Annotated in this window: 22 protein-coding genes and 1 pseudogene; 22 read left to right on the top strand and 1 reads right to left on the bottom strand. The window is 48.2% G+C overall.

Going from position 1 to position 23,632, the window contains the following annotated elements; all coding sequences use genetic code 11:
• Positions 1–15 precede the first annotated feature (15 nt).
• The gene (locus M2108_RS24550; RefSeq protein ID WP_277472026.1) at positions 16–909 is read right to left on the bottom strand and encodes an eIF2A family protein; all 894 of its coding nucleotides are present in this window, start codon (positions 907–909) and stop codon (positions 16–18) included.
• A 201-nt stretch (positions 910–1,110) separates the two neighbouring features.
• Between M2108_RS24550 and larE the strand changes: the two genes are divergently transcribed.
• From larE to M2108_RS31680, 22 genes and pseudogenes are all read left to right on the top strand, one after another.
• Positions 1,111–1,941: an ATP-dependent sacrificial sulfur transferase LarE gene (gene larE, locus M2108_RS24545; RefSeq protein WP_277472025.1), complete on the top strand. Its 831-nt coding sequence runs from the start codon at positions 1,111–1,113 to the stop codon at positions 1,939–1,941.
• Complete coding sequence (gene larB / locus M2108_RS24540; protein ID WP_277472024.1) at positions 1,928–2,608, top strand: nickel pincer cofactor biosynthesis protein LarB; 681 nt, start codon at positions 1,928–1,930, stop codon at positions 2,606–2,608. The genes larE and larB overlap by 14 nt, the downstream gene beginning before the upstream one ends.
• Positions 2,605–3,804: a nickel pincer cofactor biosynthesis protein LarC gene (gene larC, locus M2108_RS24535; RefSeq protein WP_277472023.1), complete on the top strand. Its 1,200-nt coding sequence runs from the start codon at positions 2,605–2,607 to the stop codon at positions 3,802–3,804. The genes larB and larC overlap by 4 nt, the downstream gene beginning before the upstream one ends.
• A gap of 65 nt (positions 3,805–3,869) precedes the next feature.
• Positions 3,870–4,895, top strand: coding sequence for a DUF362 domain-containing protein (locus tag M2108_RS24530; RefSeq protein WP_280777214.1), 1,026 nt, complete (start codon positions 3,870–3,872; stop codon positions 4,893–4,895).
• A gap of 10 nt (positions 4,896–4,905) precedes the next feature.
• Entirely contained in the window at positions 4,906–5,571 is a 666-nt protein-coding gene (gene tmk, locus M2108_RS24525) for a dTMP kinase (protein ID WP_277472020.1), read from the top strand.
• Entirely contained in the window at positions 5,561–6,463 is a 903-nt protein-coding gene (locus tag M2108_RS24520) for a carbohydrate kinase family protein (RefSeq protein ID WP_277472019.1), read from the top strand. The genes tmk and M2108_RS24520 overlap by 11 nt, the downstream gene beginning before the upstream one ends.
• Positions 6,444–6,710 carry a TIGR04076 family protein gene (locus tag M2108_RS24515; protein WP_277472018.1) on the top strand — a complete coding sequence of 89 codons (267 nt, stop codon included), beginning with the start codon at positions 6,444–6,446 and terminating at the stop codon, positions 6,708–6,710. The genes M2108_RS24520 and M2108_RS24515 overlap by 20 nt, the downstream gene beginning before the upstream one ends.
• A 4-nt stretch (positions 6,711–6,714) precedes the next feature.
• Positions 6,715–7,428, top strand: coding sequence for an HAD family hydrolase (locus M2108_RS24510; RefSeq protein WP_277472017.1), 714 nt, complete (start codon positions 6,715–6,717; stop codon positions 7,426–7,428).
• Positions 7,412–8,776, top strand: coding sequence for a coproporphyrinogen-III oxidase family protein (locus M2108_RS24505; protein WP_277472016.1), 1,365 nt, complete (start codon positions 7,412–7,414; stop codon positions 8,774–8,776). The genes M2108_RS24510 and M2108_RS24505 overlap by 17 nt, the downstream gene beginning before the upstream one ends.
• Positions 8,777–8,809: 33 nt before the next feature.
• Positions 8,810–10,357 (top strand): B12-binding domain-containing radical SAM protein, encoded by a 1,548-nt coding sequence (locus M2108_RS24500; protein ID WP_277472015.1) that lies wholly within the window; start codon positions 8,810–8,812, stop codon positions 10,355–10,357.
• 5 nt (positions 10,358–10,362) lie between these two features.
• A complete protein-coding gene (guaA, locus tag M2108_RS24495; protein ID WP_277547394.1) occupies positions 10,363–12,183 on the top strand; it encodes a glutamine-hydrolyzing GMP synthase in 1,821 nt (606 codons plus the stop codon).
• 88 nt (positions 12,184–12,271) lie between these two features.
• Positions 12,272–12,364 (top strand): annotated as a pseudogene (locus M2108_RS24490) (helix-turn-helix domain-containing protein); the annotation flags it as partial.
• Between the two features lie 355 nt (positions 12,365–12,719).
• A complete protein-coding gene (locus M2108_RS24485; protein WP_277472013.1) occupies positions 12,720–13,697 on the top strand; it encodes a LacI family DNA-binding transcriptional regulator in 978 nt (325 codons plus the stop codon).
• A gap of 699 nt (positions 13,698–14,396) precedes the next feature.
• The gene (locus M2108_RS24480) at positions 14,397–16,127 is read left to right on the top strand and encodes a cellulase family glycosylhydrolase (protein ID WP_277472012.1); all 1,731 of its coding nucleotides are present in this window, start codon (positions 14,397–14,399) and stop codon (positions 16,125–16,127) included.
• 135 nt (positions 16,128–16,262) lie between these two features.
• Positions 16,263–17,687 carry a spore germination protein gene (locus M2108_RS24475; protein ID WP_277472011.1) on the top strand — a complete coding sequence of 475 codons (1,425 nt, stop codon included), beginning with the start codon at positions 16,263–16,265 and terminating at the stop codon, positions 17,685–17,687.
• A 10-nt stretch (positions 17,688–17,697) separates the two neighbouring features.
• On the top strand, positions 17,698–18,780 hold the full coding sequence (locus M2108_RS24470) for a GerAB/ArcD/ProY family transporter (protein WP_277472065.1): 1,083 nt from the start codon (positions 17,698–17,700) through the stop codon (positions 18,778–18,780).
• Complete coding sequence (locus tag M2108_RS24465; RefSeq protein WP_277472010.1) at positions 18,773–19,876, top strand: Ger(x)C family spore germination protein; 1,104 nt, start codon at positions 18,773–18,775, stop codon at positions 19,874–19,876. Before M2108_RS24470 ends, M2108_RS24465 begins: the two co-directional genes overlap by 8 nt.
• Positions 19,877–20,123: 247 nt before the next feature.
• Positions 20,124–21,128, top strand: coding sequence for an ABC transporter substrate-binding protein (locus tag M2108_RS24460; RefSeq protein WP_277472009.1), 1,005 nt, complete (start codon positions 20,124–20,126; stop codon positions 21,126–21,128).
• Positions 21,109–21,891, top strand: coding sequence for an ABC transporter ATP-binding protein (locus tag M2108_RS24455; protein ID WP_277472008.1), 783 nt, complete (start codon positions 21,109–21,111; stop codon positions 21,889–21,891). Before M2108_RS24460 ends, M2108_RS24455 begins: the two co-directional genes overlap by 20 nt.
• On the top strand, positions 21,891–22,637 hold the full coding sequence (locus M2108_RS24450; protein ID WP_277472007.1) for an ABC transporter permease: 747 nt from the start codon (positions 21,891–21,893) through the stop codon (positions 22,635–22,637). The genes M2108_RS24455 and M2108_RS24450 overlap by 1 nt, the downstream gene beginning before the upstream one ends.
• 178 nt (positions 22,638–22,815) lie before the next feature.
• Positions 22,816–23,202 carry a family 1 glycosylhydrolase gene (locus tag M2108_RS31685; RefSeq protein WP_481856946.1) on the top strand — a complete coding sequence of 129 codons (387 nt, stop codon included), beginning with the start codon at positions 22,816–22,818 and terminating at the stop codon, positions 23,200–23,202.
• Entirely contained in the window at positions 23,202–23,393 is a 192-nt protein-coding gene (locus M2108_RS31680; RefSeq protein ID WP_481857219.1) for a family 1 glycosylhydrolase, read from the top strand. The genes M2108_RS31685 and M2108_RS31680 overlap by 1 nt, the downstream gene beginning before the upstream one ends.
• Positions 23,394–23,632: the final 239 nt, after the last annotated feature.

The raw sequence follows: 23,632 nt of genomic DNA, 5'->3' as shown, positions 1-23,632 counted from the left end.
CAGAACGAAAAGTCTTTAGCGTAGGATACCTTCCATCTGCTTGGCTCTGAGCATATTTTGCGATTCTAAATTCAGTTTCTGGCAGTAGCCCAAAACTTCTTTTATGTATTTCTGTACCGTATCCAGACTGTATTCATGGGTTTGTAACCGCAAATATTCCTCGCTGAGGTGTATCTCTTCCCCCAGCTCCCTGCACCGCTCCTCGTATCGGATCAGCTTTCGGAACAGCCATTTGTTCCCCGGATTGGTCTCCCCTTTACCGGCAAGGTATCCCGTCATCACAATATCAATCAAATTCCGCGCCATGAAGAAAGCGGAACCAAAATCCTTGGACAAATAGGCGCCCTGAACGTCCTCAACAATGCCGGTATAGATCTCTGACTGGGTTACTATCTTGTAGTACTTCAAATTTTCAAAGTTTACAGACTGGTAAAGCTCTATGAATTGCTGCTTATTGTGCAGCGGTTTGCCATATTTCAAGCGATGCAACACATCGAATTCTTCTTTGGATAACCTGTCGATGTAATCTGATGTATTAAAGTCCAGATTACTTATTTTTCCGACAAGATCTGTGAATTTGCTGCGGGACCAATACTCAATGTCGAAACGCGATTCACGAATGGTAATATTCCGGATGATACATTCCGCCGTGAGGAGAAAAGAGCCGTCAATTGCAGCCATCGCGCTTCTCAACGTCTCCAGCTCTTCGTCCTTGCACAGAACATAGACATCAATGTCCGACCGGAGGTTTCCGAACCCCTCCAGTAATGATCCCGCAAGATATATGATGGCTGATTCCATGTCTGTCAAATGGAGCAATGATAGCAGCTCGGTTGGATTTTCCAGGAGATGATTTACCCGGTTCATAGAGTTCCCCTTCCGAAAAAAATCAAAAATAGGATAAAACATCCATATAAAATCTTTGTTACGATCTTACACGCCTGCTCATACGAGTGTCAATATAAAAAGTAACCTGTAAATATATGTTTTAAAAAAGTAAAAAAATATTGTGAGTTATTTCATATTCAAATCAAATGTTCAAATACTAGTATCACATATAAATTAATGTTTATATTGTAAAACATATCTAATAACTAAGGAGAAAACGGATTGTTAAATGAAAAGCATGAACTGTTATTAGCGATTATTTCAGAGATGAAATCCGTGGTCGTAGCATTCTCCGGAGGGGTTGACAGCACATTCTTGCTATATGCAGCAATACAAGCCTTGGGACAGGAGCATGTATTGGCTGTTACAGCAGATTCGGAGTCTTACCCGCCAGAGGAAATGGAAGAAGCGAGGCAATTGGCTCGCCGGTTGAATGTGAGGCAAGAAATCATCAACATTTCCGAACTGGAGATCGCCGGGTACAGGGAGAACGATAGGAGCAGATGTTATTTCTGCAAGCATAATCTGTTCTCGCATTTGCAGCCTTTCACTAGGAGCGGTGAGTACAAGGCGATTGCTTACGGTCTTATTGCCGATGATGTGCACGATTACCGGCCTGGAATTCTGGCTGCGAAAGAACTTGGGATCAGAAGCCCCCTGCAGGAAGCGGGCTTCACTAAACAAGAAATAAGGGAGCTTTCACGCCGAAACGGACTTCCTACATGGGACAAGCCTTCTTTTGCATGCCTATCCTCAAGAATTGCCTATGGTGAAGTTATTACAGCGGAGAAACTTACGCGAATCTGGAAAGCTGAGCGCTACATCAAGTCGCTGGGGATCCGCCAGGTCCGGGTAAGGAACCATGGTAATACCGCAAGAATAGAGGTCGAGCCGGAGGATGTGCCTGTCTTGGCCGGAAAGGCAAAGGAAGTATTCGCGGAATTGAGTTCACTTGGCTATATTTACGTAACGCTGGATTTGCGGGGATATCAAAGCGGCAGCATGAACCAGGAGCTGGAGCCGGGAATGGATTGGGAATATGATGCAGTTTGAAGATTACAACTTTGTAAAAGTCGATATCGGCAGGGAAGAACGGACGGGGCATCCGGAAGTGATCTTTGGCGCAGGGAAAACGGTTGACCAGGTTGTACAGATATTCTCCCGCTTGGTTGAAGTGCACAATCGTGCTTTAGTCACCAGAGCCAGTGAAGAAATGGGAGAACAAATTATGAATTGTTATCCTGCTGCCCAGTACGATCCGGTTGCCCGGCTGATCCGGTATGGCAAGCCGCATGTTCCCCTTGAAGGAAAGGTGGTGGTCCTGACTGGGGGAAGCTTGGATATACCGGTAGCTGAAGAAGCAGCCAAAACTGCCGAATGGATGGGCTGCAGGGTTGAACGTATATACGATGTCGGAGTGGCTGGCATCGACAGGCTGCTGGCTTTCCGGCAAACGATTTATGAGGCCCATGTTGTGATTGCGGTCGCCGGAATGGAAGGGGCCTTGCCAAGCGTTGTTGGCGGCATTGTCCGCAGACCGGTAATTGCCGTTCCTACTTCTATAGGATACGGTGCGAATTTTGCCGGAGTCACAACGCTTATGGCTATGATGACTTCCTGCACGGCAGGCATCGTTGTCGTTAATATTGACAATGGATTTGGAGCCGGATTCCACGCTGCTATGATATTGCAGTTGCTAACGGAGAAGGAGGGAACATGAGAACACTTTATTTTGATTGCCATTCGGGTATCTCAGGAGATATGGCCTTGTCCGCTCTCGTCGATCTGGGAGCCGATCCCAACTATATTCAGGCGCAGCTTGCAGCATTGCCGCTTGCCCCCTTTACAATGTCTTTTTTGCAGGTGAACCGCCAGGGAATCACGGCCAAGTGGCTTCAATTAGGATTTGAAGATCACGGACACGGTCACAGCCGATTTAAAGTTCTTTCTGCCCACCATTCACACCGTACAGCCCGCCAAATATTCGAGATCATTGATGAATCGGATTTACCCGTTCGAGTAAAAGAAAGGAGTACGGCCATCTTCGGAGCGATAGCGGAGGCTGAAGGCAAGATCCATGGGGTGGATCCCCAAGATGTCCATTTCCATGAAGTAGGCGCCATGGATTCAATTATCGACGTCATCGGTGTCTGCCTGGCCTTAGAAGATTTAGGCGCAGACAAGTTAATCTTCTCCCCGATCCCCACAGGAAGCGGACAAATCACTATAGCCCATGGACTTTATCCTGTTCCGGCTCCGGCTACTGCTGAACTTTTGCGCGGCATCCCGCTTTCCCCGTTAACAGCTGAAGGTGAGCTGACCACACCAACAGGCGCCGGAATTGCCAAAGTACTGGCAAGCGGCTTTGGGCCGCTTCCTGCCGGGACCCTTGAGCGGATCGGCTATGGTGCAGGGACGAAGGATTTTGCTCATCCCAATGTACTACGGGCATTCCTGATTCATCAGGCTTCTTCAATCGGAACCTTGCAGGAGGTGCATGTCATTGAAGCGCACATTGATGATATGACCGGAGAAATGTTGGGATACGCCATGGAAAGGCTGTTTTCCGCCGGAGCGCTTGATGTTTATTACACCTCTGTCATGATGAAAAAGAACAGACCGGGAATTCTGATAACCGTCATCTGTTTGCCTGCTGAATCCGAGAGCTGCGAGCATGTCCTTCTGACCGAGACTTCAACATTTGGCCTCAGACGAAGTGTGAAGGAACGAAGAATATTGCCCAGAAGGTTCATTGAGGTAGATACGGCTTACGGGGTGGTTCGGGTCAAACAGTCATTTGACGGTGAGCGGATCATCCATCAAACACCAGAGTATGAGGATGCTGCACAAGTATCCAGAGCATCCGGTGTACCTCTGGAGCAGGTCTACCGGGATATCATCAAACAATTAGAATGAATAAATTACGCAATTTCAGCCTCGCCAATCTTGAAGTTAGTATAGAGAACACGTAGAGGGGTGACATGGTTTTGTTTATGGAGCCAAACGTGAAAGTAGCGTGTTGCCGGGGAAATGACCGCATTCATAATTTGCGCAGCGCATTAGCGCATTTAGAGCAACCGTTCGCCGAAGTTAATAATTATATACTGGTCAAGCCCAATTTTTTGTCCATACGGAACAAAGAGGCTTCAACCAATATTATGACCCTGGAGACGATCCTGCAATTCATACGGGAGCGCTATAGCGGAGAGATCGTATTGGCGGAGGGAGCGCATTGCGCAAATGAATGGTTCCAGAGTGCTGAGATCAAAAGGCTGCAGCTTACATACCGCCTGAAATGTTTTTGTATTGATACGGATGAGACCCGCTGGCAAGAGCGTAATTTAGAAGCGACAGACGAAACCGTAAGAATTAGTCAAACGGTGGCCGACTCTGATTTCAGGATATCCTTAGCCATTCCCAAGACACATATGAACAGCGGACTGTCGCTCTCATTGAAAAATATGATGGGGACTGTACACCCTGAAGACAGGGGGCTTTTTCACGGGTTCACACGGGATACCCTGGGGCAGTCCAAACGAAAAATACACGAGCAGGATTCCCGCATCGGAGAATGGTTTGCCAAACTTGTATCATTAAGGAATGTTGCAGCTTCACGGCTGAGCAAGGTTAAGCCCGATGACGAAGTTTTACAAGCTATGCGCCTCCTGAATCGGAATTTTTCTAAACTTGGTTCCATTGTGCCTCCGCATTTAAGCATTATCGATGGTTTTGAAGCAATGGAAGGGGATGGACCATGGCATGGGGGAATCATTCCATTTCATACCTGTATTGCTTCTGCCCATTACCTGGCTGCCGATCTGACTGCTGCATCCCTCATGGGCTTTAAAAGCGACTTTCTCTTCTATCAACAGTATTTAGACATGCCGCTGAGGCAGTTTAACTTAAGGAATATCCAATTGCTCGGGAACATGACCTGGGATAATGCTTATCGCTTTAAGATACCCAGCAATCTGAAAACATATGAACATTCATTTTATCTAAGTTAAGGAGAGGGCTATGACAATCGAGTTCAGTAATGAATCCTTTCCAGGCCTGCTGATTACTTTTTGTGGTGTTGATGGAAGCGGAAAAACAACGATGCTTGATCTTCTGGAGCAGAAGCTGCAAGCAACCCAGTCCTTGCCGGTGTACCGGACCTTCCAGCCGACCAAAAGTGTCAGACAATCGGAGCTGTTCCGGAAATTTGTTGACTCTGACCAGCATGATGGTCTGGAATACCGAAGTCTGAGTTTACTTACTGTCAGTGATCGTGTCCAACACTCGATGCAGGATATTTTCCCGAGGTTAAAAAGAGGGGAAATCGTATTATGTGACCGGTATTTCTTTTCAGCAATCGTTAACCTGAGAGTCAGAGGGTATCCGCATGACCGCTGGATATATGAAATCGCCTCATTTTTGCCCAAACCGGATATCGCCTTTTTTATGGATATTGATTTTGAAGCTACGATTCAAAGGGTTAAAAGCAGACAGGCCGAGAAAGACCGCTGGGTGGATATGGAGTTCCAAAGGAAATTGCACCAAGAATTCAGAGAAATATGCACGGAAAGCAACGGGGTCAGAATTCATACGGATACAGTTCCAGCAGTTACCTTTGAACAGGTCTGGCGTCTGGTAGCTCCTGCTTTAGCAAGAAAAAGAGGTGAGGGGACCATTGACGCCTAAAGTAACGGTCGCAGGTGCCATTAATCTGGAAAGTGTCGATGGCTCTCCGGCGGAGCTTGTCGGCGGGGGTGTCTACGCAGCATGTGCTTCGGCCGGTATTGCCAAAACCAAGCTGATCGGGAGTTTCGGCGGTGATGTTAGCGGGTCCGCTCTCTTTGAGCTAATGTCGCAAATGGACATAGATGCAAGCGAAATCTTCACTTTCAAATCTCACCGGACTTTTAAATGGAGCATTCATTATTCAAGCGACAGGCAGGAAGTCCTTTCCGAAACCCGCGAATATGGGGATTACGAAAGCATGATTCCTGACCCTGCCCCCTTTTCGACCTCTGTGCTTTTACTTGCTTCTGGGCATCCCTTCCATCATCAGGCTGTATTGGACAGATTAATGAAAGAGGAAGAAACCTTTATTATGCTGGATACCAAGGCTGTCCATCTACTGAAACGGAGTGCCGATGTCCAGAGAATCCTGCCCCATTGCCATGTAGTATTTCTAAATGAAGAAGAACTCGTAACATTGATGGACGTTTTTCATTTCCAGAGCGCGGATCAAATATTCGGAAGCTTCGTGAAACTGCAGATGATCATTATCAAGCAAGGGGACCGGGGGGGGACAGCAATTTTACGGCAGGGAAAGAGACTGAACTACAAGGCTGCAATTCCCTATGCCGGCGTTAAAGACTATACAGGAGCCGGAGATTTTTTTGCCGGGACATTGGCCGCTATGATTGCAAACAGAGCCCGCAGCAGCTTATCAGACATTATAAGTGTTGATACGCTGAAGCAGTCGGCTGAAGCAGCCGCCAGGTCCATAGGTTATGTGGGAGCTGCCAAGTGTGTCCAGCTGCTGAATTCCAAGAAAGGGGTATGTTATGAAAAAATTGAAAATTGAAGTAATTGAAAAGCGGGGACCTGCAGGATGCGAAAACAATTATCAAGTCGGACAAACGTGGATTATGGAGGATAACTGTGTCCCTGAGGGTTTCTGTATTGGCGTATTGTCTGCATTGCTTCCCTGGTTTACTTGTGCTTTATATGACGCTTCCATACCATGGTCGAACGACGGCAGCATCGAGGTCTGCTGTACAGATCCGGATCATCCGGTAGTATTTAGAATCAACGAGTACGCAGGAGCATAAAGAAATGCGGATTAAGGCAGTCCTGTTTGATTTCTTTGGCACCCTGGTGGAGTATAAAACAAAAGTTCCTATTGATCATGATGTTTTAAATACCGCGCTGCAAAGGAAGACCAATGAACAGGAATATACTGAAATCTGTAAGAAATGGGAGGCTGCTTTTGAAGCCAGGGTGGGTGAAGCGAAGCACACGCTTCTGGAGTTTTCAATGGCAGAGTTTGCAGAAAGCTTCTTTTCTTCAACAGTTGATCCAACCGGACGGGATTATTTTGTGCAACAGTATATGAATAGTTGGAGGCGGCATGTATTTTTTGATCCCCATGTTCTGAAAGTGCTGCCTGATCTTAAGCATTCTTTCTCTTTGGGGATAATATCGAATACGCATTACTCCGGAATGGTAGAAGATATCCTTGCGGAAGCGGGATTAAGCGTGCTGTTCTCCCTGGTGGTCACTTCGGTTAACACCGGAATAAGGAAGCCGTCTCCGGTTATATTTCAGCATAGTGCGAATATGCTCGGGTTGCAGCCGGAAGAATGCCTATTTGTCGGAGATCATGTAGAAGAGGATTTTTATGGCTCCTTGTCAAGCGGAATGCTGCCGCTGCTGATACAGAAGGAGCCGTTTAACAAGAATACAGTCCCTGCAGAACAGCGATTGACAACGTTCCTTGATCTTGAAGATAAAATATTGGAGGTTCAGAGAGATGTCAAAGCAATTTAACGATATTATTGAGGCAATGAATCATAACGATCTTCCGCCCTACCCATATGCGTATCCGCCGAGATCCACCCACCGCTCCCCGCTAAATCCATTGTCCGAATTTGAAATATGGAAAGAGGAAGACAAATTTACAAATGATATCATTAATTTGTATCTTCACTTTCCTTTTTGCGCGTATAGATGCGGATTCTGCAACTTGTACACCGTAGCGAATAAAAATATAGAATTGCAGGATCGGTATATTAAAGCTCTCTGTAAACAATTAGAATCTTATGACGGTATTATTCAAAAAAGGGAATTGAAAACGATTTTTTTAGGCGGCGGAACTCCGATGCTTATCTCAAAAGAAAATTTCCTGAAAATAATCGACACCCTGAATACTGTTGTGCCTGATTGGAGAAATACAGTTGAAGAATTTTGTATTGAGGCTTCTCCGGATTCTATCGTAGCCGCCAGTAAAACAGGAATGCTTGACACACTGATTAGTAATGGAATTGACCGGATCAATCTGGGGATTCAATCCTTTCAGAAGAATGATATTGCGGAAATGGGACGCGGATATGGAAATGATGTCAATATTCAGGCCATAGAGATTCTGAAGGAGTACGGCGTGGCCAATATCAGTACTGACTTGATTGCCGGATTTAATGGCCAAACCAAGGAAATGTGGCTGCATTCTGTCGAGCAATTAACGAAGCTTGCACCGCAAACCATCAGTATCTACTGCGTGCGGATTCGTCCCGACTCGCAATTTGGCAGAAGCGGGAAATATAATAATTCCTATGATTTTTATTATGACTGGTACGAAGAGGCGCGTGAAATAATGCTGAATGCCGGTTATATCCAGGAAACCAATGTAAGGTTCAAAATTCCGAAAAAGGGAGGGTATATTCAACAGTATTATCAATTCATCTGCAAACCGATTTTGGGGGTCGGTGCCGGAGCCAGAAGTTATACGAGCGTTGCCGACTATATTGTAGGAGGCAGTGCAAAGCCGAATGTTCACGAAATTGAAGAATATATGGACAAGGTGGAAGCCGGTGCACCTTTACTCCGTTCATTATATGCACTGGACGATGAAGAAAGAGCCAGAAGAAAGCTGGTACTGAATCTATACGAGTTCAATGAACGGCAATTCCAAGATGAATTCGGCAGCAGATTCAATTGGATCTACAAAGAGAAATTTGCCTTTTTGATGAATGAAGGGCTTCTTGACCGGGCCGGGGATGTTTATTTTCTGACGAAACAGGGCATCAAGTATAGAGATATTATTTCCTGGAGCTTCTTTAGTGAACGCGTGCGTGAGTTGGATAAGGAGTTCTACAGTGAATTGGTTGCTGTGAAGTAAGATCCTGTGCACAAGCAGATTGGGGGTAAAACAATGACCAATTCCGTGGTTTCGCAACTGGACTGCATACTAATCGTTCCCAGATTTGAAGACCCTTCAATGAAAAAGGAGATCGGGAATAAGGAAATGCTCGGCGTGCAGTATTTGGCCGCTGTCCTGGATACCAGCGACTTCTCTTCCAAACATATTAACGGTTATGCCGAGAAAATGGACAATGATATGCTGGTCCAACTAGCCGTCAAAGACTCTCCGTTGGTTGTCGGTGTCTCATGCCCCAGCCAAAGAAGTTATCCGGTTGCCAAGGATTTCATCCAAAAATTACGTTCTGGGGGATATGCCGGACATATATGCCTGGGCGGGCCGTATTCAAGTGTGGATTACGAGACTGTAATGGAGGAATGTCCCGAACTGGACAGCATCATCATTGGTGAAGGAGAACATGTTCTTGTCCAATTGCTGCAATGCATAAAAACCGGTGATGAAAGTTACAAAGAGCTTCCTGGAGTAGTATCCAGATCAGACGATGGGGACATCACCTGTTTACCTCCTCAGCGAATATCCAATTTAGACGCGCTGCCTTTTCCGAAAAGAGATTTGCGGTTGGTTGAGAACAAGAACATCAGAAAAAAAATGTTCAGGCTGATGGCCAGCAGAGGCTGCTATGGCAGGTGCAGCTTTTGCAGCATTATAAAATTTTACGAACCCCGGTTTCGAATCTACCGCTCACCCCAAAATGTGGTTGATGAGATTGAGTACTTAGTTAACACCTATAATATTTCAACGTTCCGCTTTAATGACGAAATTTTTTACGATTTAAGTAAAAACGGATTACGCTGGATTCATGAATTTGCCCAGGAAATTAAGGACAGAAACATTGCCATCTCCTTCGATATTCAAATGAGGGCGAACGATATCAGCAAGAATGAAGTTATGCTGTTGAAGGAAATAGGGCTGACGCGGATTTCTATTGGTGCAGAATCAGGGATACAGCGCATTCTGGATGAGATGAAGAAAGACGTAAAGGCGGAAACCGTAAAGAATGCAATTGAAGTGATTCAGGAGTGCGGAATAGAAACGATTTTGGGCTGGATCGCAATCATTCCTACTATGAGTTTCGATGAACTGAAAGAGAACTATCGTTTTTTGTTTAATACGAGCTGTTATAGTGAAGCGAATGTATACAACAAACTGAATTTGTACAAGGGATGTTCGTATGAGGAAATACTTGCGCGGCAGGGTCTTATTGTACCGGGAAGTGAAAGCTCTGAGAGACATAACTATACGTACGCAGATCCCAGGGTAGATGTGTTTGCGCAAATGGTTGATTTGGCTAGAGAAGTCTTGCGAGGTTTTTACAAACAAGTAGCCTTCATTGAAGAACGTTCCATTGAGACCGAGGATTACAGATTTTTTAAGCATATCCGGTCCGAAAGTTTGGCGCTCTGGAGAAATATGATTGAACAATTACTTTTGAAGCTGGAGGACACCACAAGCCGCACTACAGATCTGGCTGAGTTCATTCATTTGGAAACCAACAAATTTAATGAGGTACTGACACAACACAATTACATTTTGAGGTGAAAACAGTGATTGAAAAAGTGGCTATTCTGGACTGTGGCGGACAATACACTAAGGTAATCGACAGGAAGGTCCGGGAACTGGGCGTTAAATCCGATATTTATCCAATCAGCGTCGGTATTTCCGAGTTGGCTCCCTACCAGGGCATCATATTATCAGGGGGTCCCGGAAGCGTGTGGAAGAATGAAATTTCATACCATTCCGAACTGTTCGAAATCAACAAGCCGATATTGGGAATATGTTATGGCATGCAATTAATGAATCAGCATTTTGGGGGAGAAGTGAAGCCCGGGATTACAACCGAGTATGGAGAAACGATGATTACCTTTAATGCTGACTGTCCGTTGTTCGGGGGAATATCAAACAATCCGCTTCATGTGTTAATGAGCCATGGGGATTCAGTTACCCGGGTCGCCCCTTCATTTCAAATCGGTGCTGCATCAGAGGATATAGTGGCAACTATCTACAATGCAGAAAAAAGGCTGTATGGGGTACAGTTCCATCCGGAGGTTGACTTAACGGAAAGTGGAACAAATATGCTGAGAAATTTTTTGTATTCCATATGTCAGCTTGAAGGAAATTACAGGCTGGACGACCGGATTCAGGAATCGATTGATCATATCAGACAAACCGTGAAGAATGAAAAGGTTGTGGTGCTGGTCAGCGGCGGTGTTGATTCAGCTGTGAGTGCCGTGCTGCTGATTAAGGCGCTGAGCCCGCAAAAAGTCTATGCGATCCATATCGATCACGGGCTAATGAGAAAAGGTGAAAGTGCAGTCGTGTGTGAAAGCCTGAGACGCATGGGAATTGTTAATCTGGTTAAAGTTGATGCCCGGGAAAAGTTCTTTAACACGGTATTTGACGGTGTAGGCCCGTTGACACAGCTGTATGATCCGGAAGAAGTAAGAAATCTTGTCGGCAATGTTTTTCTTCAAGTGTTGAAAGAGACATCGCAGGAATTTGATTTGGACTTCGACCACATGTACTGGGCTCAAGGCACACTGCGTCCGGACTTAATCGAAAGCGGCAATCCGGGGGTCAGCAGTTACGCTCAAAAAATAAAAACGCATCACAATGATATCGAGCTGATCCGCAAGGCCCGGAATGAGGGCCGGGTGATTGAGACCAACAGTGATTGGCATAAAGATGAGGTCCGGCAAGTGGCCCGTTCACTCGGACTTGACGAAGCAATAGCTTCCAGACAACCTTTTCCCGGCCCCGGCTTAGCTGTTCGTGTGCTATGCGCACCTGAAACAACAAGTCTTAAGGCAGACAGAGAAACTCCGTACGCTGATTATAAATTATTGCAAGTCCCGATAAAAACAGTTGGCGTGCAGGGAGACAGCAGAAGTTACCGCGATCTCGGTCTGTTATTTGGCAAGGGATTTGATGCAAGCTGGAGCGAGCTGTATGAAATGGGGAAGATAATCGTAAACCGCAATCCCGAAATCAATCGAATGGGATATCTGCTCAATAAACAAAACATCGACTATCCTTTTACGATTTCCAAAATGAATATCATTCATGAAAATGTGGACTTGCTGCGGGAATTGGACGCCATTATTACCAAGCGCTTAAATATTCCTGCGCTGAGTCAAAGCTTTGCCGTACTGTTGCCCTTTGGGTCGAAAGCCAAGATGTCCGTAGCCATCCGTACCTTCATTACGAGCGATTTTATGACGGGGCGGCCGGGATTAATCGGTGTTGATTTTGATCATGAACTTTTGCAACAAATCGTAAAGGAAATCGAAACTCAATTTTCAGACACGATTGATTACATTATTTATGACATCACCAGCAAACCGCCTGCGACAGTAGAATGGCAATAACTCAATAATTTGAATGATGTCTTGAGGTGCATCAGCCTTAATACAAGCGGCTTCAGCAAAATATCCAGACTAAAGTCGGTGTGCTTCAAACCACCTCTCCAACGGCATGCAAAAATTAAACGTCAAAGGCCGTTCGCAAGCGGTTGTCGAGCTGATCAAGCTTGGGGAGCTGAAAATATAGCTGGCCTTTCTGCGCTGCAGTGACACGTTTAAGCCTCCTTTTATCCTGCGGATGAGGGGAGGTTTTTTGTTGCCCGGAGAACTGCGGGGAATTTTGAAATCCTTTTTGACTTATGTAGATTTTTGCAAATTCGATATATATGGTAACAAAAAACCGCCTCATACGGCGGGAATTCGTAACTTAACCGGTCCGTCACGCCCTTCCGGTCACGCCGGTTTAGTCCGGTAAGCTGTTACAGTTTCAGTGTAGCGTATGAAATGCGTTCCATAGCAAGCTTTTTACAATACAAAATTTCGGGAAGCGGTGTGGTAAAATAAAACCACTAGATGTCTAATTTCAGGAGGAAGCTGCGCTGATGGCCAATATCAAGGAAATTGCCAGGATCGCCGGTGTTTCCGTCACGACTGTGTCGCGGGTGCTGAATAATCATCCTTATGTGAGTGAACCGAAGAGAGCCGCCGTGCTCCAGACGATAGAGCAGCTAAACTATACACGCAATATGAATGCCGTACATCTGAGTACCGGTCGGACGGGGACGGTTGCGGTGATTTTGCCGTATATCAATCTGTTTTATTTCTCGGTGGTAATGGACGGGCTGGCCCATGAGGCGCTGCTCGCGCAGTACCGGCTAATCCTCTGCCAGAGCAACTATGCTCCTGATGAGGAGCTGAAGGTGCTTGAGATGCTGCGCAACAAAGAGATTGACGGCGTTGTGGTTGTCTCTACAGCACTGCTGCCGGAGGTCATTGAAGAGTATATGGAATACGGGCCGATTGTGACCTGCCAGGATAACGGGGAACGGCAGTTTTCATCTGTTTATATTGAGCATTATGCGGCTTTTCGGCATGGTCTGGAGTATCTGAAAGATAAGGGCTACCGCAAAATCGGCTATTGCGAGGGCCGGCAGAACGGCAGCAGCGCATCCATCCGGCAGACGGCGTTTCACGCTTTTTTGGCTGAGCATCAGCTGCCCTTCCGCCAGGAATGGATGCTGTTCGACTGCATGACAGAGGAGAGCGGGGCGGCAGTTGCCCGCTCGCTGCTTCAGATGGAGGAACGGCCCGAGGTATTCATTGTTACCGGCGACCATGTTGCAGCTGGGCTCATTATCGAAGCGCGCAGGCACGGGCTGCGTATTCCGGAGGATATCGCTGTGCTGGGCTTTGACAATCAGCCGATCGGCCGGCTGCTCGACATCTCCACGATCGACAACCATCTCTACGACATGGGCGCCGCCGCCTTCCGCATCATCCACGGGCAGATCCGCACGGGCAACAGACAGCCTGTATACCGCAAGCTGGATTATGAGATTATTGAGCGGGGGACGGTGTAGGAAGCCGGTGCCGGCCAATATACTCGATATAACATTTCTGTGATGCCGGATCATGGTCCGGCTCCGGTTATTCCGGTAAGGCTTCATACGCTTCACGTTCTTTTCGCCAAAGGCTCAGTCCGCAGCCTATTCTAAGGGTAAAATGCTACAGGCAAAGTGTGAAAGCAGGCATTACGGGATTTCCGGGCAAGCTGATTCCCTCCTCCAACATATCTAGTTGTAAAAAAGACTACTAATTCTGCTATTTTATCCTGAAACGGGAATTTAGGTGGAAAAAGGCTACTTAATTTCAGCGGAAACGTTAGTTTCAGCTGCCATGTGAGGTATTAGTGTACAAAAATCCACTTAGATTGCGCAAGAGCCAGAGTTTGCGGAATTTAGTATGCAAAAATCCACTTAGATTCTGCCTGAGTCAGGACTCAACCGATCCTCGTATGCCATAGGTTTTGAGTAACATTGTGCAGTTTTTATACTACAGCTCCGGCCCTCAAAACCAAAAATCAATAATTCTCCCAGGATTTTTCCACTAATAATTGGGTTATTTGCTGCCGGAAAAAGATGCTATATTCTTTGGGTAAGCGTTTACAATAAACGTTTACTTTGGAGTGTTTACATAAAAAGTGGAGGTGACAGGTGTACCAGGCTCCGGGGGGATTGCAAGACAATGATCATTCATTCATAAGGGAGGATTACGTGTTCATGCCTAAGAATAAATCATCGCTGCCACAAGCATTGCCCAGGCTATTATTACTTGCACTATCCGCATTTCTGCTGCTTGCACTGATAACGCCTAACGTATCCGCGGCAGCTTCCGCCTCCAAGAAACCTAAACCAACCGCCATGCAGACCTACGTGGATGCCATGCAGCCGGGCTGGAATCTCGGCAATACGCTTGATGCTACAGGCCCCGACGAAACCTCCTGGGGCAATCCGAAGGTTACCAGAGAGCTAATCAAGAAAATTGCCGACCAGGGCTATAAAAGCATCCGCATACCCGTAACCTGGGATGTACACATCGGAGCAGCTCCGAACTACACGATCGAGCCCGCTTATCTCGCCAGAGTGCGGCAGGTGGTAGACTGGGCGCTCAGCGAGAAGCTGTATGTCATGATCAATGTCCACCATGATTCATGGATGTGGGTCAGCGGGATGGAGCAGAAGCATGACGAAGTGCTGGCCCGCTATAACGCGGTCTGGAAACAGGTGGCTGCAGTATTCAAGAATTATCCGAACAAGCTGATGTTCGAGAGCATTAACGAACCGAGGTTCACCGACGGCAACACTACGGATGAAGCAAAAGCCACCGCTATGCTGAACGAGCTGAACAAGTCTTTCCACAGCATCGTCAGAAGCTCAGGCGGTAAAAATACAGTCCGGCCGCTGGTCCTTCCGTCACTCGAATCCTCACCTACACAGGAGCGGATGGATGTGCTGTACCAGACGATTACCGGGCTGAAGGACCCAAATCTGATTGCTACTGTGCATTACTACGGCTTCTGGCCGTTCAGTGTTAATATAGCAGGCTACACCAAATTCGATGCCGATACGCAAAATGACATTATCCAGACCTTTGACAAGGTACACGCTACCTTTACCGCCAAAGGAATTGCGGTTATCCTCGGCGAATACGGGCTGCTTGGCTTTGATCAGAGTACGGCTGCGATTGAGCAGGGGGAGAAGCTGAAGTTTTTTGAATTCCTCGGCTATTATCTGAAAGAGAAGCGGATTACCTCGATGCTATGGGACAACGGGCAGCATTTTGGCCGCACGACTTATAAATGGTCTGATCCGCAGCTGTTCACGATGATCAAGACCAGCTGGAGCACACGCTCGGCCACTGCTGAAAGCGATCTCATCCATCTTGAAAAGGGTGCTGCGGTCAAGGACACGGACATCCTGCTCAACTTGAACGGCAATAAGCTGACCTCGCTCAGCGTAGCGGGCAGCAAGCTGAAGCAAGGAAGCGATTATACCCTCAGCGGCAATAAGCTGACAATTAAGGCTGCCAAGCTGGAGAGCCTTACCAAATCAGGCAAGCTGGGTGTGAACGCCATCATTACCGCCAAATTCAACAAAGGTGCTGCCTGGACCTTCAAGCTGACGGTCTATGCCCAGCCTAAGCTCAGCAGCGTCTCCGGTACAACAGCTTCCTTCAAAATCCCGACTGTATTTAACGGAGACAGCCTGGCGACAATGGAAGCCGTGTATGCTGCGGGCGGCAACGCCGGACCGCAGAACTGGACACCTTACAAGGAGTTCGCTTACACGTTCAGCCCTTCCTATAGTACAGGCGAGATCACCCTTACGGAGAATTTCTTCAAGGAAGTCAATGACGGGGAAGTGATCCTGAAATTCCATTTCTGGAGCGGTGAAATTGTCAGCTACAAGCTTACGAAGAGCGGAACCGCGGTTAGCGGTGAAGCGCTCTAGCTTAACTGCCGAACAGCCTTCCTTACCCTGACCGGGTAGGCGGAGGCTTTTTTCGTTGCGGCCGAAGCTCTTCATAAATATCCAAGAAAGATCTGGATATACTACCGGAATCTAAACACGGAAAGGAGTGCCGTTATGATGGAAAGAAATCAGCCGGATGAGCTTTCACTTGAACATATCCTTAAGGAACTCGATCAGTGCGCCGATTTGAACCACCGGAGCTTTCCGGAGCTTGCGGCGGACATCGTTTATTTTCCGCATAGCGTGGACAATACCTTGTTCATCCAGGAGGTTCTGGAGCCCTTTTCCCGGATTCAGCTCCCTGAAATGGACAGAATGCTGCGGCAGTCGCAATTTGTGAGGATGAGCGATCCGAAAACGGCAGTAATTGGTATTCTGGAAGGCAATGTGGCCATTTTTCACCGGGGAAAGGTTTATTTGCTGAATGTCTCCGGACCGGAAGTACGGAATGTGCAATCATCGGAGACAGAGACCGTTATCTCAGGCCCGCATGATGCTTTTGTCGAATCGGCTTTTACGAACCTTTCCCTGATCCGCCGCAGACTCAAAAGCCCGCATCTCAAAATCCGCAAATACGCGGTCGGGGAAATATCCAAAACCGCTGTGTATGTGCTCTATATCCAAGACATTGCCAATATGAAAATGGTTGAGGAGCTGGAGAGGAGAATTCAGAGAATTGAGACAGACGCGCTCAATGATGGGGGCAAGCTGACCCAGTTTATTGAAGACATGCCGAACTCAGTGTTTCCGCAATTTCTCACTACCGAAAGACCCGATGTTGCGGTGTCCAAACTGACTGCCGGGCGGATTATCATGATGATTGATAATAGTCCGACAGCACTTAGCGCACCGGCCTCATTTTTTGAGTTTTTCTCATCCCCTGATGATTATTACCAGCGCTGGGCGCTGGGCACGGCTTTACGGCTGCTGAGATTTATAGCCTTGCTGATTACGATAACCTTTACAGCGATGTATGTTTCTGTGACTACCTTCCATTATGAGATGATCCCGGAGGCGCTGCTAAGAACGCTGGCTGAATCACGGAACAGAGTGCCTTTTCCTCCTGTCTATGAGGCTCTGCTGATGGAAATTATGATTGAGCTGCTGCGTGAGGCAGGAGCCCGGCTTCCCTCCAAAATCGGCCAGACCATCGGCATCGTTGGCGGTATTGTCATTGGACAGGCAGCGGTACAGGCAGGTCTGACCAGTAATGTACTAATAATTGCGGTTGCGTCCTCGGCAATTGCTTCTTTTGTTATTCCCAGCTATATGATGAGCGCATCTATCAGGCTGATCCGTTTTGGAGTAATTATCCTTGCCGGAATTTGGGGCAATATGGGCCTGGTGATTGGAATGGCGCTGATTGTCATTCACCTGTCGGGGCTAACAAGCATGGGAACCTCTTATATCACACCCGTTGCGCCTATGAAGCCCGGAGACTGGAAGGATGTCTTTATACGGGCGCCTTTTTCTATGCTGAGAAGCCGTCCCACCCAGACCCTAACGAATAACAAGATACGTCAAAAAAACAGAGAGTAGGATTGTGCTTATGCAGCAGAAGATCAGCCCCTTCCATATTGCCGTTCTTACCTACATGGTGCAGGCTGGAATCATGCTTTTTACACTGTCGAGGAACCTCGCGGATTATTTCGGAACGAACGGCTGGCTAGTACTGATCCCTTGCTTCCTGCTTTCCTCCTTTAATATCTGGCTGATCTCGCTCGTTTTTCGTCTGGGTGAGGGTCGTTCTGTGTTTGCAATTCTGGAGCAGTCTGTTCCTAAAGTGCTGCTGTACCCTCTATATTTACTGCTGGCGGGTTCATGGCTGATATTCGGCTGCATGATCGGCAAAAAATACGTGCTGGTCTTTCAGATGCTGTCTTTTCCGTCAACCAATCCGATGCTGTTCAAACTGGCTATAGATGTGCTGGCCTTCTTGCTGCTGATCAAGGGGATTCAGGGGATTTCCAAGGCGGCTACACTTTTCTTCTGGATGGCGGCCTGGATGATCCTGCTGCTGGTCTGGTTTATACCCTCCTTCCGCTGGGAGCGGCTCACTCCGTTCCTGCTTAAAGGCGGCCATGATCAGGTGAAGGGGGCGATAGAGGTCTATTCCGCCTTTTTAGGCTATGAGCTGACTCTTTTTCTGTTCCCGCATGTCAAGAAGAACAAAAAGTCCATGCTCGCCATCCAGGCCGGGAATCTTTTTTTAACGCTGAATTATCTTAGCTTATCGCTGATCTGCTATGGCATTTTCAGTCTGAATCAGTTAAAAAAGCTGCTGTATCCCGTGCTTGATCTGCTGGCTTATATACAGTTCCCTTTTATTGAACGACTGGAAAATCTGCTATACGGCTTTTTTCTCTTCCTGATCCTGATCACACTGGTGATGTATTGGTGGGCGGCGGAGATAACGGTGCAGCAGATGCTGCCCAATCTGAATTTGAAAATTCTGCTGCTCCTGCTGCTCTCCATAGCCTACGGCATCTCTTTTATCCCCAAAACACTGGATCAGGTAAACGTCTGGATTACAAATTTAGGTTGCGCTGTTACCGGAATTGCCTTTGGTCTGCCCACGCTGCTGATTATGATTTTACTGTTTCAGAGAAAAGGGGGCGCCACTCATGGGTAAGCTGCGGGTTGTTGCTGTAATCCTGCTGTTGCTGTTGACCGGCTGTAAAAGAGACGAGCGGGTGCTTGAAAAACTGGGCATGGTACAGACATCGAGTTATGATCTGCTAAGCGGCAATAAGCTAAAGATAGTCTCCAGTGTCCCGGTGATAGATCCGGACTCCCAGGTTCGCCGTGAATTGCTGACCGCTGAGAGTGAGAGCATCAAAGAGGCCAGGCTGCAGTTATCCTGGCAAACCGACCTGACTGTAGTCAGCGGGCAGCTCCGGGACACCCTGTTCGGGACAACGCTGGCCCAAGCGGGCATTGGCGACTATATCGACACCCTGCTGCGTGATCCGTCGACAGCGCTGGGAGTCAGAGTAATTGTGGTGGAGGGGGACGCCGGAGAGCTGCTGAGCAAAACATTCAAGCCTCATTCAGATACCGGCCGTTACATCAACCGCATGCTGGAAAAGGAGTCCTTAAGCAACAGTGTTCCGCCTACGACACTCTATGAATTCTCCAGAGACTACAATGACGACGGGATTGACGCAGTAGCTCCGATTGTGAAGGATGCCGGGGATAAAGTAAACATTGCAGGAATTGCGTTATTTCAAAAGGACAAATATGTTTTGAAAATTCCGGTAGAAGACGGGATCATCTTTAGCCTGTTCTATGATGATCTGCAGCAGGGGGAGACGACTATACGTTTAGGAGAACAAACGAATGGGAAGCCGGCCATTGTCATGTTGAGCTCCATATCAAGTAAACGTAAGATTAAGGTGCATCAGCTGGGTGAGCAGCGCTTCAAGGTAGATATTTCTGCTACTGTCCAGGGATCAGTACTTGAATATACCGGAGAAGAAAAGCTAAATGACAGCGGGACACGTTATGAACTGGAGCAGCAAATTGAGAAACACATTACAGCTAAAGCCCAGGCGATGATACGGCAAATGCAGGACAAGCAGGTGGACAGCCTGGGCATCGGACGGTATGTGCGGAACAGCCTGAGTTACAGGGAGTGGACAGGCATGGACTGGAGAGAGGTCTACCCGCAGATTGAGGTGGAGTGCCATGTCAAAGTGACCATTAAAGATTACGGAAAGTATAGCTGAGTGTGTTGCCGGGAAAGCTTGTTTTAGGTTTATAAGGCGATAGTGCAGGGCCGTTGCGGTGTCCGGGCTATCGTCTTATTTGGCGAGAGCGTGATTTAGTATTTAAATTTATAAATATACAAAATGAGACAATGGGTGTAAAATTGCAGTACTTACGCTTACGGGGAAGCATAGAGGCTTCTCTATGCCCTTATGTGAAAATATGCGCAAGCAAATATATTAGAGAGAATTGGAGGCAGGAAGATTGATGAAGAGAAAGAAATGGAAACACCTTATGATGCTGTTTACGCTAACCGCTGCAGTAGGGATGGTTGCGGCGGGCTGCGGCAATAACAATACAGCAAGCGGAAGCAATGCCGGGAATTCGGGTGGAACTGCAGAAACGGCAGCACCGGAGGAAGCGGCGGTTGTAACATTGGGGCTGCTGCCTTCGATTGACGCTATTCCATTCATCATCGCGCATGAGCAGGGCTTCGACAAGGAGCATAACGTTAACCTGGATATCCAGACCTTCAAAAGCGCCAAGGACCGCGATGTGGCGTTCCAGGCTGGCAAGGTAGACGGCATCAGCGCCGATCTGGTGGCGATTTCGATCTATAACGAAGCGGGGCTCGATGTAAAAATCACCAGCACAACCACCGGTGAATTTGACCTGCTGACCGGTAATGACGAGATTAAGGAAGTGAAGGATCTGAAGGGCAAAACCGTTATTTTGTCCAGAAATACCTCCACTCAATATACGGTAGCGATGATGTTGAAGCAGGCGGGACTGACTGAAGCGGATATTACGGTCAGCGAAGTGCCGCAAATTCCGACCCGGCTTGAGCTGCTCAAGAACCATAAGGCTGATGCAGCTGTACTGCCTGAGCCGTTTGTAACGATGGGTGAATCCTCCGGCCTGCGTGTGCTGAGCTCCACTCACTCTGCAGGCGTGAACCCGTTTGTGCTCGCTTTTCCGCAAAGCGTAATTGATGCCAAACCGCAAGCCATCCGTGACATGTATGCCGCTTATGATGATGCTGTAGCGTATATGAAGTCTCACGATCAATCGGAATATATCGATCTTATTATCAAGGAAGTAGGCTACCCGGAAACACTCAAGGATGAAATCGCAGTTCCGGCATACGAGCCGGCAACCCAAGTGGATGTGAAGGAAGTAGAGGCGGCTTTTGCCTGGGCGCGGGAGACAGGCCTGCTGACCAAAGATATTGCCCCTGAAGATGTGATTTCCGATGTCCAGTTTGGAAAATAGCGGACTCTGCATCCGTGACCTGCAGGTCCAGTATAAGGGCGGCCAGGTGGCGCTGGGAGAGGTTAACCTGATGCTGCCCGAGCATGGCATCTATACGATTATCGGGCCTTCCGGCAGCGGTAAATCGACGCTCCTTCGGGCGGTTGCCGGCCTGCTGCCGGGCTACAGCGGAGAGCTGCTGTACAACGGCAAGTCCGTGCATGATAAGGATACGCTGGTCGGGCTTGTCCCGCAGAACTACGGCCTGCTGCCGTGGAAGACGGTCCGGGACAACATCCGGATTGCCATGAAGATCACCGGAACTGCCGCAGCAGACAAGGCAGACCGGGAGAGTCGGATCACCCGCTGGCTTGAGGCGATGGGGATCGCCGGGCTGGAAGGCCGCTATCCGCTGTCACTTAGCGGCGGGCAGCAGCAGCGGGTGGCGATCGCACGGGCCTTTGCGATTTTGCCGCAAATTATGCTGCTGGATGAGCCGTTCTCGGCGCTGGATGCCGTGACGCGCGAGGCGCTGCAGCAGATTTTTCTGGATAACTGGCTGGCTCATCCGGCGACGGCGCTGTTTGTTACCCATGATGTGGACGAGGCGATTTTGCTGGGACAGAAGATTGTTATCCTCCCTGCCGGAACGGGGAAGCAGACGGAGCTTGAGGTGCTCGATAACGCTGCTGTGTTCGGGATGAAGCATGAGGAGAAGCGGGACAGCAACGAGTTTTTTGAGCAGACAAAAGTGATTAGAAAGGTAATGCAGGAGAAATGGTGATGAACAAGCGGATTAACCACGTGCTGCGGCTGTTGTTTGTTTTTGCAGGCATGAATCTGGTCTGGTATATCGTCTATCTGCTGATGAACCATCCGATTCTGCCGTCTCCCGGCTCCGTGTATAAGGCGATGTTCCAGCTGGATGGCCATGAGGTGCTGCTTAATGTCGGGTACAGCCTGCTGCGGATTTTTGAGGGTGTGCTGCTGGCGCTTCTGATCGGCCTGATGATCGGACTGTTAATGGGGCGTTCGCCGCTGTGGAACAAGCTGCTCGATCCGGTCGTCTATCTGGCCTATCCGATTCCGAAGATTGCCCTGCTGCCGGTGGTCATGCTGTTCTTCGGTCTGGGTGAAACCTCCAAGGTGCTGATGATCATGCTGATTCTGCTGTTCCAGATCATCATCTCCGTGCGCGACGGGATTAAGGCAATCCCCGAGACTACATATGATGTGCTGACCAGCATCGGCGCAAGCTCCGTGCAGAAATTCTGGAATGTGACACTGCCCGGTGCGCTGTCGGTCATCCTCAGCACGATCCGGGTGTCGCTCGGCACCGCCATTTCCGTGCTGTTCTTCACCGAAATCTACGGCACGGAGCACGGCATGGGCTTCTTCATAATGGATGCCTGGCTGCGCCTTGATTATCCGGAGATGTACGCGGGCATCATGCTGTTCAGCTTAGTCGGCTTTGTGCTGTTCCTGCTGGTGGATCTGCTGGATTACAGGTTCATGAGATGGCGGCGGTAATAGTAAATGTATTGTGTGAGGTGAGGCGGCCCGGTGACGGGCCGTCTTTTGTGTTGGGGGAGTTCGAAAACAACCAGGTTCCGCTTTAAGTGGCGGATGGGGAGTATGAAGGGCAAAAATGCCTTTGATTCGGTGGAAAGCAGGCGGATTAGCTAAATGAAAGGGAGAAATCCCATTAATGCCGTACGCGGGGAGGCGAAATGGCAGAAATAGAGGGAAACTACAGGAGAATTTCGTTGACTTCCTCTCCTTCAGCTACTACTTGTCCTCGGCGGTAAGCACGGACAACTCGATTACGGCCACAACCGCAGGAAATCTGTCCACAGGCCTGGCGAATCCGTATCTTCAGACCTCGGACTGGGCTGGCAGATGTATCCGAGCGGCCTGCGGGGGGCTCAAAGAAATGCATGGCCGCTACCAAATCCCGCTGTTTATGGTGGAGAACGGGCTTGGTGCTGCCGATGAGCTAGCTGAAGACGGAAGTATTCAGGACGACTACCGGATTGATTATCTGGCACAGCATAACGCCCGATGGCTGAGGCGATCGAGGAAGGTGTGGAGCTGATGAGCTACACGAGTTGGGGCTGCATCGAGCTGATCTCAGCCTCAACCTCAGAGATGCGCAAGCGGTACGGCTATATCTATGTCGACCAGGATGATGAAGGGGGCGGTACGCTGGCCCGGCTGCGTAAGAAAAGCTTTTACTGGTACAAGCAGGTGATCGCCACGAACGGGCCGGAGCTGGAGAATCTATAATTTTTCCAGCGAGTGTCTCCGGACGTAGAGTCCGGGCCGCTCTTTTTTGCATAGAGATATGTATTTACAAGGCTGAGTATCAACCATATTAATTACGGAATGTACGGCACTTTAACCGGTGATGTTGATCATTTTAGCAAATGCACAGGAACCGGGTCGGCTTATGGTTGCTCCTGAAATTTCCTGTCATAAATAAAATATGGAAAAGTTATGTATTTGTATTTATAATTTAGGAGAGT

It is taken from the genome of Paenibacillus sp. PastM-3, from assembly GCF_029893965.1.
Classification (GTDB): Bacteria; Bacillota; Bacilli; order Paenibacillales; family Paenibacillaceae; genus Paenibacillus_AQ.
Note: the sequence above shows the minus strand (reverse complement) of the source record. Positions and strands in the feature narration are given on the sequence as shown.

Coding starts and splice junctions, on each gene's coding strand:
- M2108_RS24505 (WP_277472016.1), top strand. CDS start 7,412: ATGTCAAAGCAATTTAACGATATTATTGAGGCAATGAATCATAACGAT.
- larB (WP_277472024.1), top strand. CDS start 1,928: ATGATGCAGTTTGAAGATTACAACTTTGTAAAAGTCGATATCGGCAGG.
- tmk (WP_277472020.1), top strand. CDS start 4,906: ATGACAATCGAGTTCAGTAATGAATCCTTTCCAGGCCTGCTGATTACT.
- M2108_RS24515 (WP_277472018.1), top strand. CDS start 6,444: ATGAAAAAATTGAAAATTGAAGTAATTGAAAAGCGGGGACCTGCAGGA.
- M2108_RS24470 (WP_277472065.1), top strand. CDS start 17,698: ATGCAGCAGAAGATCAGCCCCTTCCATATTGCCGTTCTTACCTACATG.
- M2108_RS24480 (WP_277472012.1), top strand. CDS start 14,397: ATGCCTAAGAATAAATCATCGCTGCCACAAGCATTGCCCAGGCTATTA.
- M2108_RS24450 (WP_277472007.1), top strand. CDS start 21,891: ATGAACAAGCGGATTAACCACGTGCTGCGGCTGTTGTTTGTTTTTGCA.
- M2108_RS24500 (WP_277472015.1), top strand. CDS start 8,810: ATGACCAATTCCGTGGTTTCGCAACTGGACTGCATACTAATCGTTCCC.
- M2108_RS24530 (WP_280777214.1), top strand. CDS start 3,870: ATGGTTTTGTTTATGGAGCCAAACGTGAAAGTAGCGTGTTGCCGGGGA.
- M2108_RS24550 (WP_277472026.1), bottom strand. CDS start 909: ATGTTTTATCCTATTTTTGATTTTTTTCGGAAGGGGAACTCTATGAAC.
- M2108_RS24485 (WP_277472013.1), top strand. CDS start 12,720: ATGGCCAATATCAAGGAAATTGCCAGGATCGCCGGTGTTTCCGTCACG.
- M2108_RS31680 (WP_481857219.1), top strand. CDS start 23,202: ATGAGCTACACGAGTTGGGGCTGCATCGAGCTGATCTCAGCCTCAACC.
- M2108_RS24460 (WP_277472009.1), top strand. CDS start 20,124: ATGAAGAGAAAGAAATGGAAACACCTTATGATGCTGTTTACGCTAACC.
- M2108_RS24475 (WP_277472011.1), top strand. CDS start 16,263: ATGATGGAAAGAAATCAGCCGGATGAGCTTTCACTTGAACATATCCTT.
- M2108_RS31685 (WP_481856946.1), top strand. CDS start 22,816: ATGCCGTACGCGGGGAGGCGAAATGGCAGAAATAGAGGGAAACTACAG.
- M2108_RS24510 (WP_277472017.1), top strand. CDS start 6,715: ATGCGGATTAAGGCAGTCCTGTTTGATTTCTTTGGCACCCTGGTGGAG.
- M2108_RS24455 (WP_277472008.1), top strand. CDS start 21,109: ATGTCCAGTTTGGAAAATAGCGGACTCTGCATCCGTGACCTGCAGGTC.
- M2108_RS24465 (WP_277472010.1), top strand. CDS start 18,773: ATGGGTAAGCTGCGGGTTGTTGCTGTAATCCTGCTGTTGCTGTTGACC.
- larC (WP_277472023.1), top strand. CDS start 2,605: ATGAGAACACTTTATTTTGATTGCCATTCGGGTATCTCAGGAGATATG.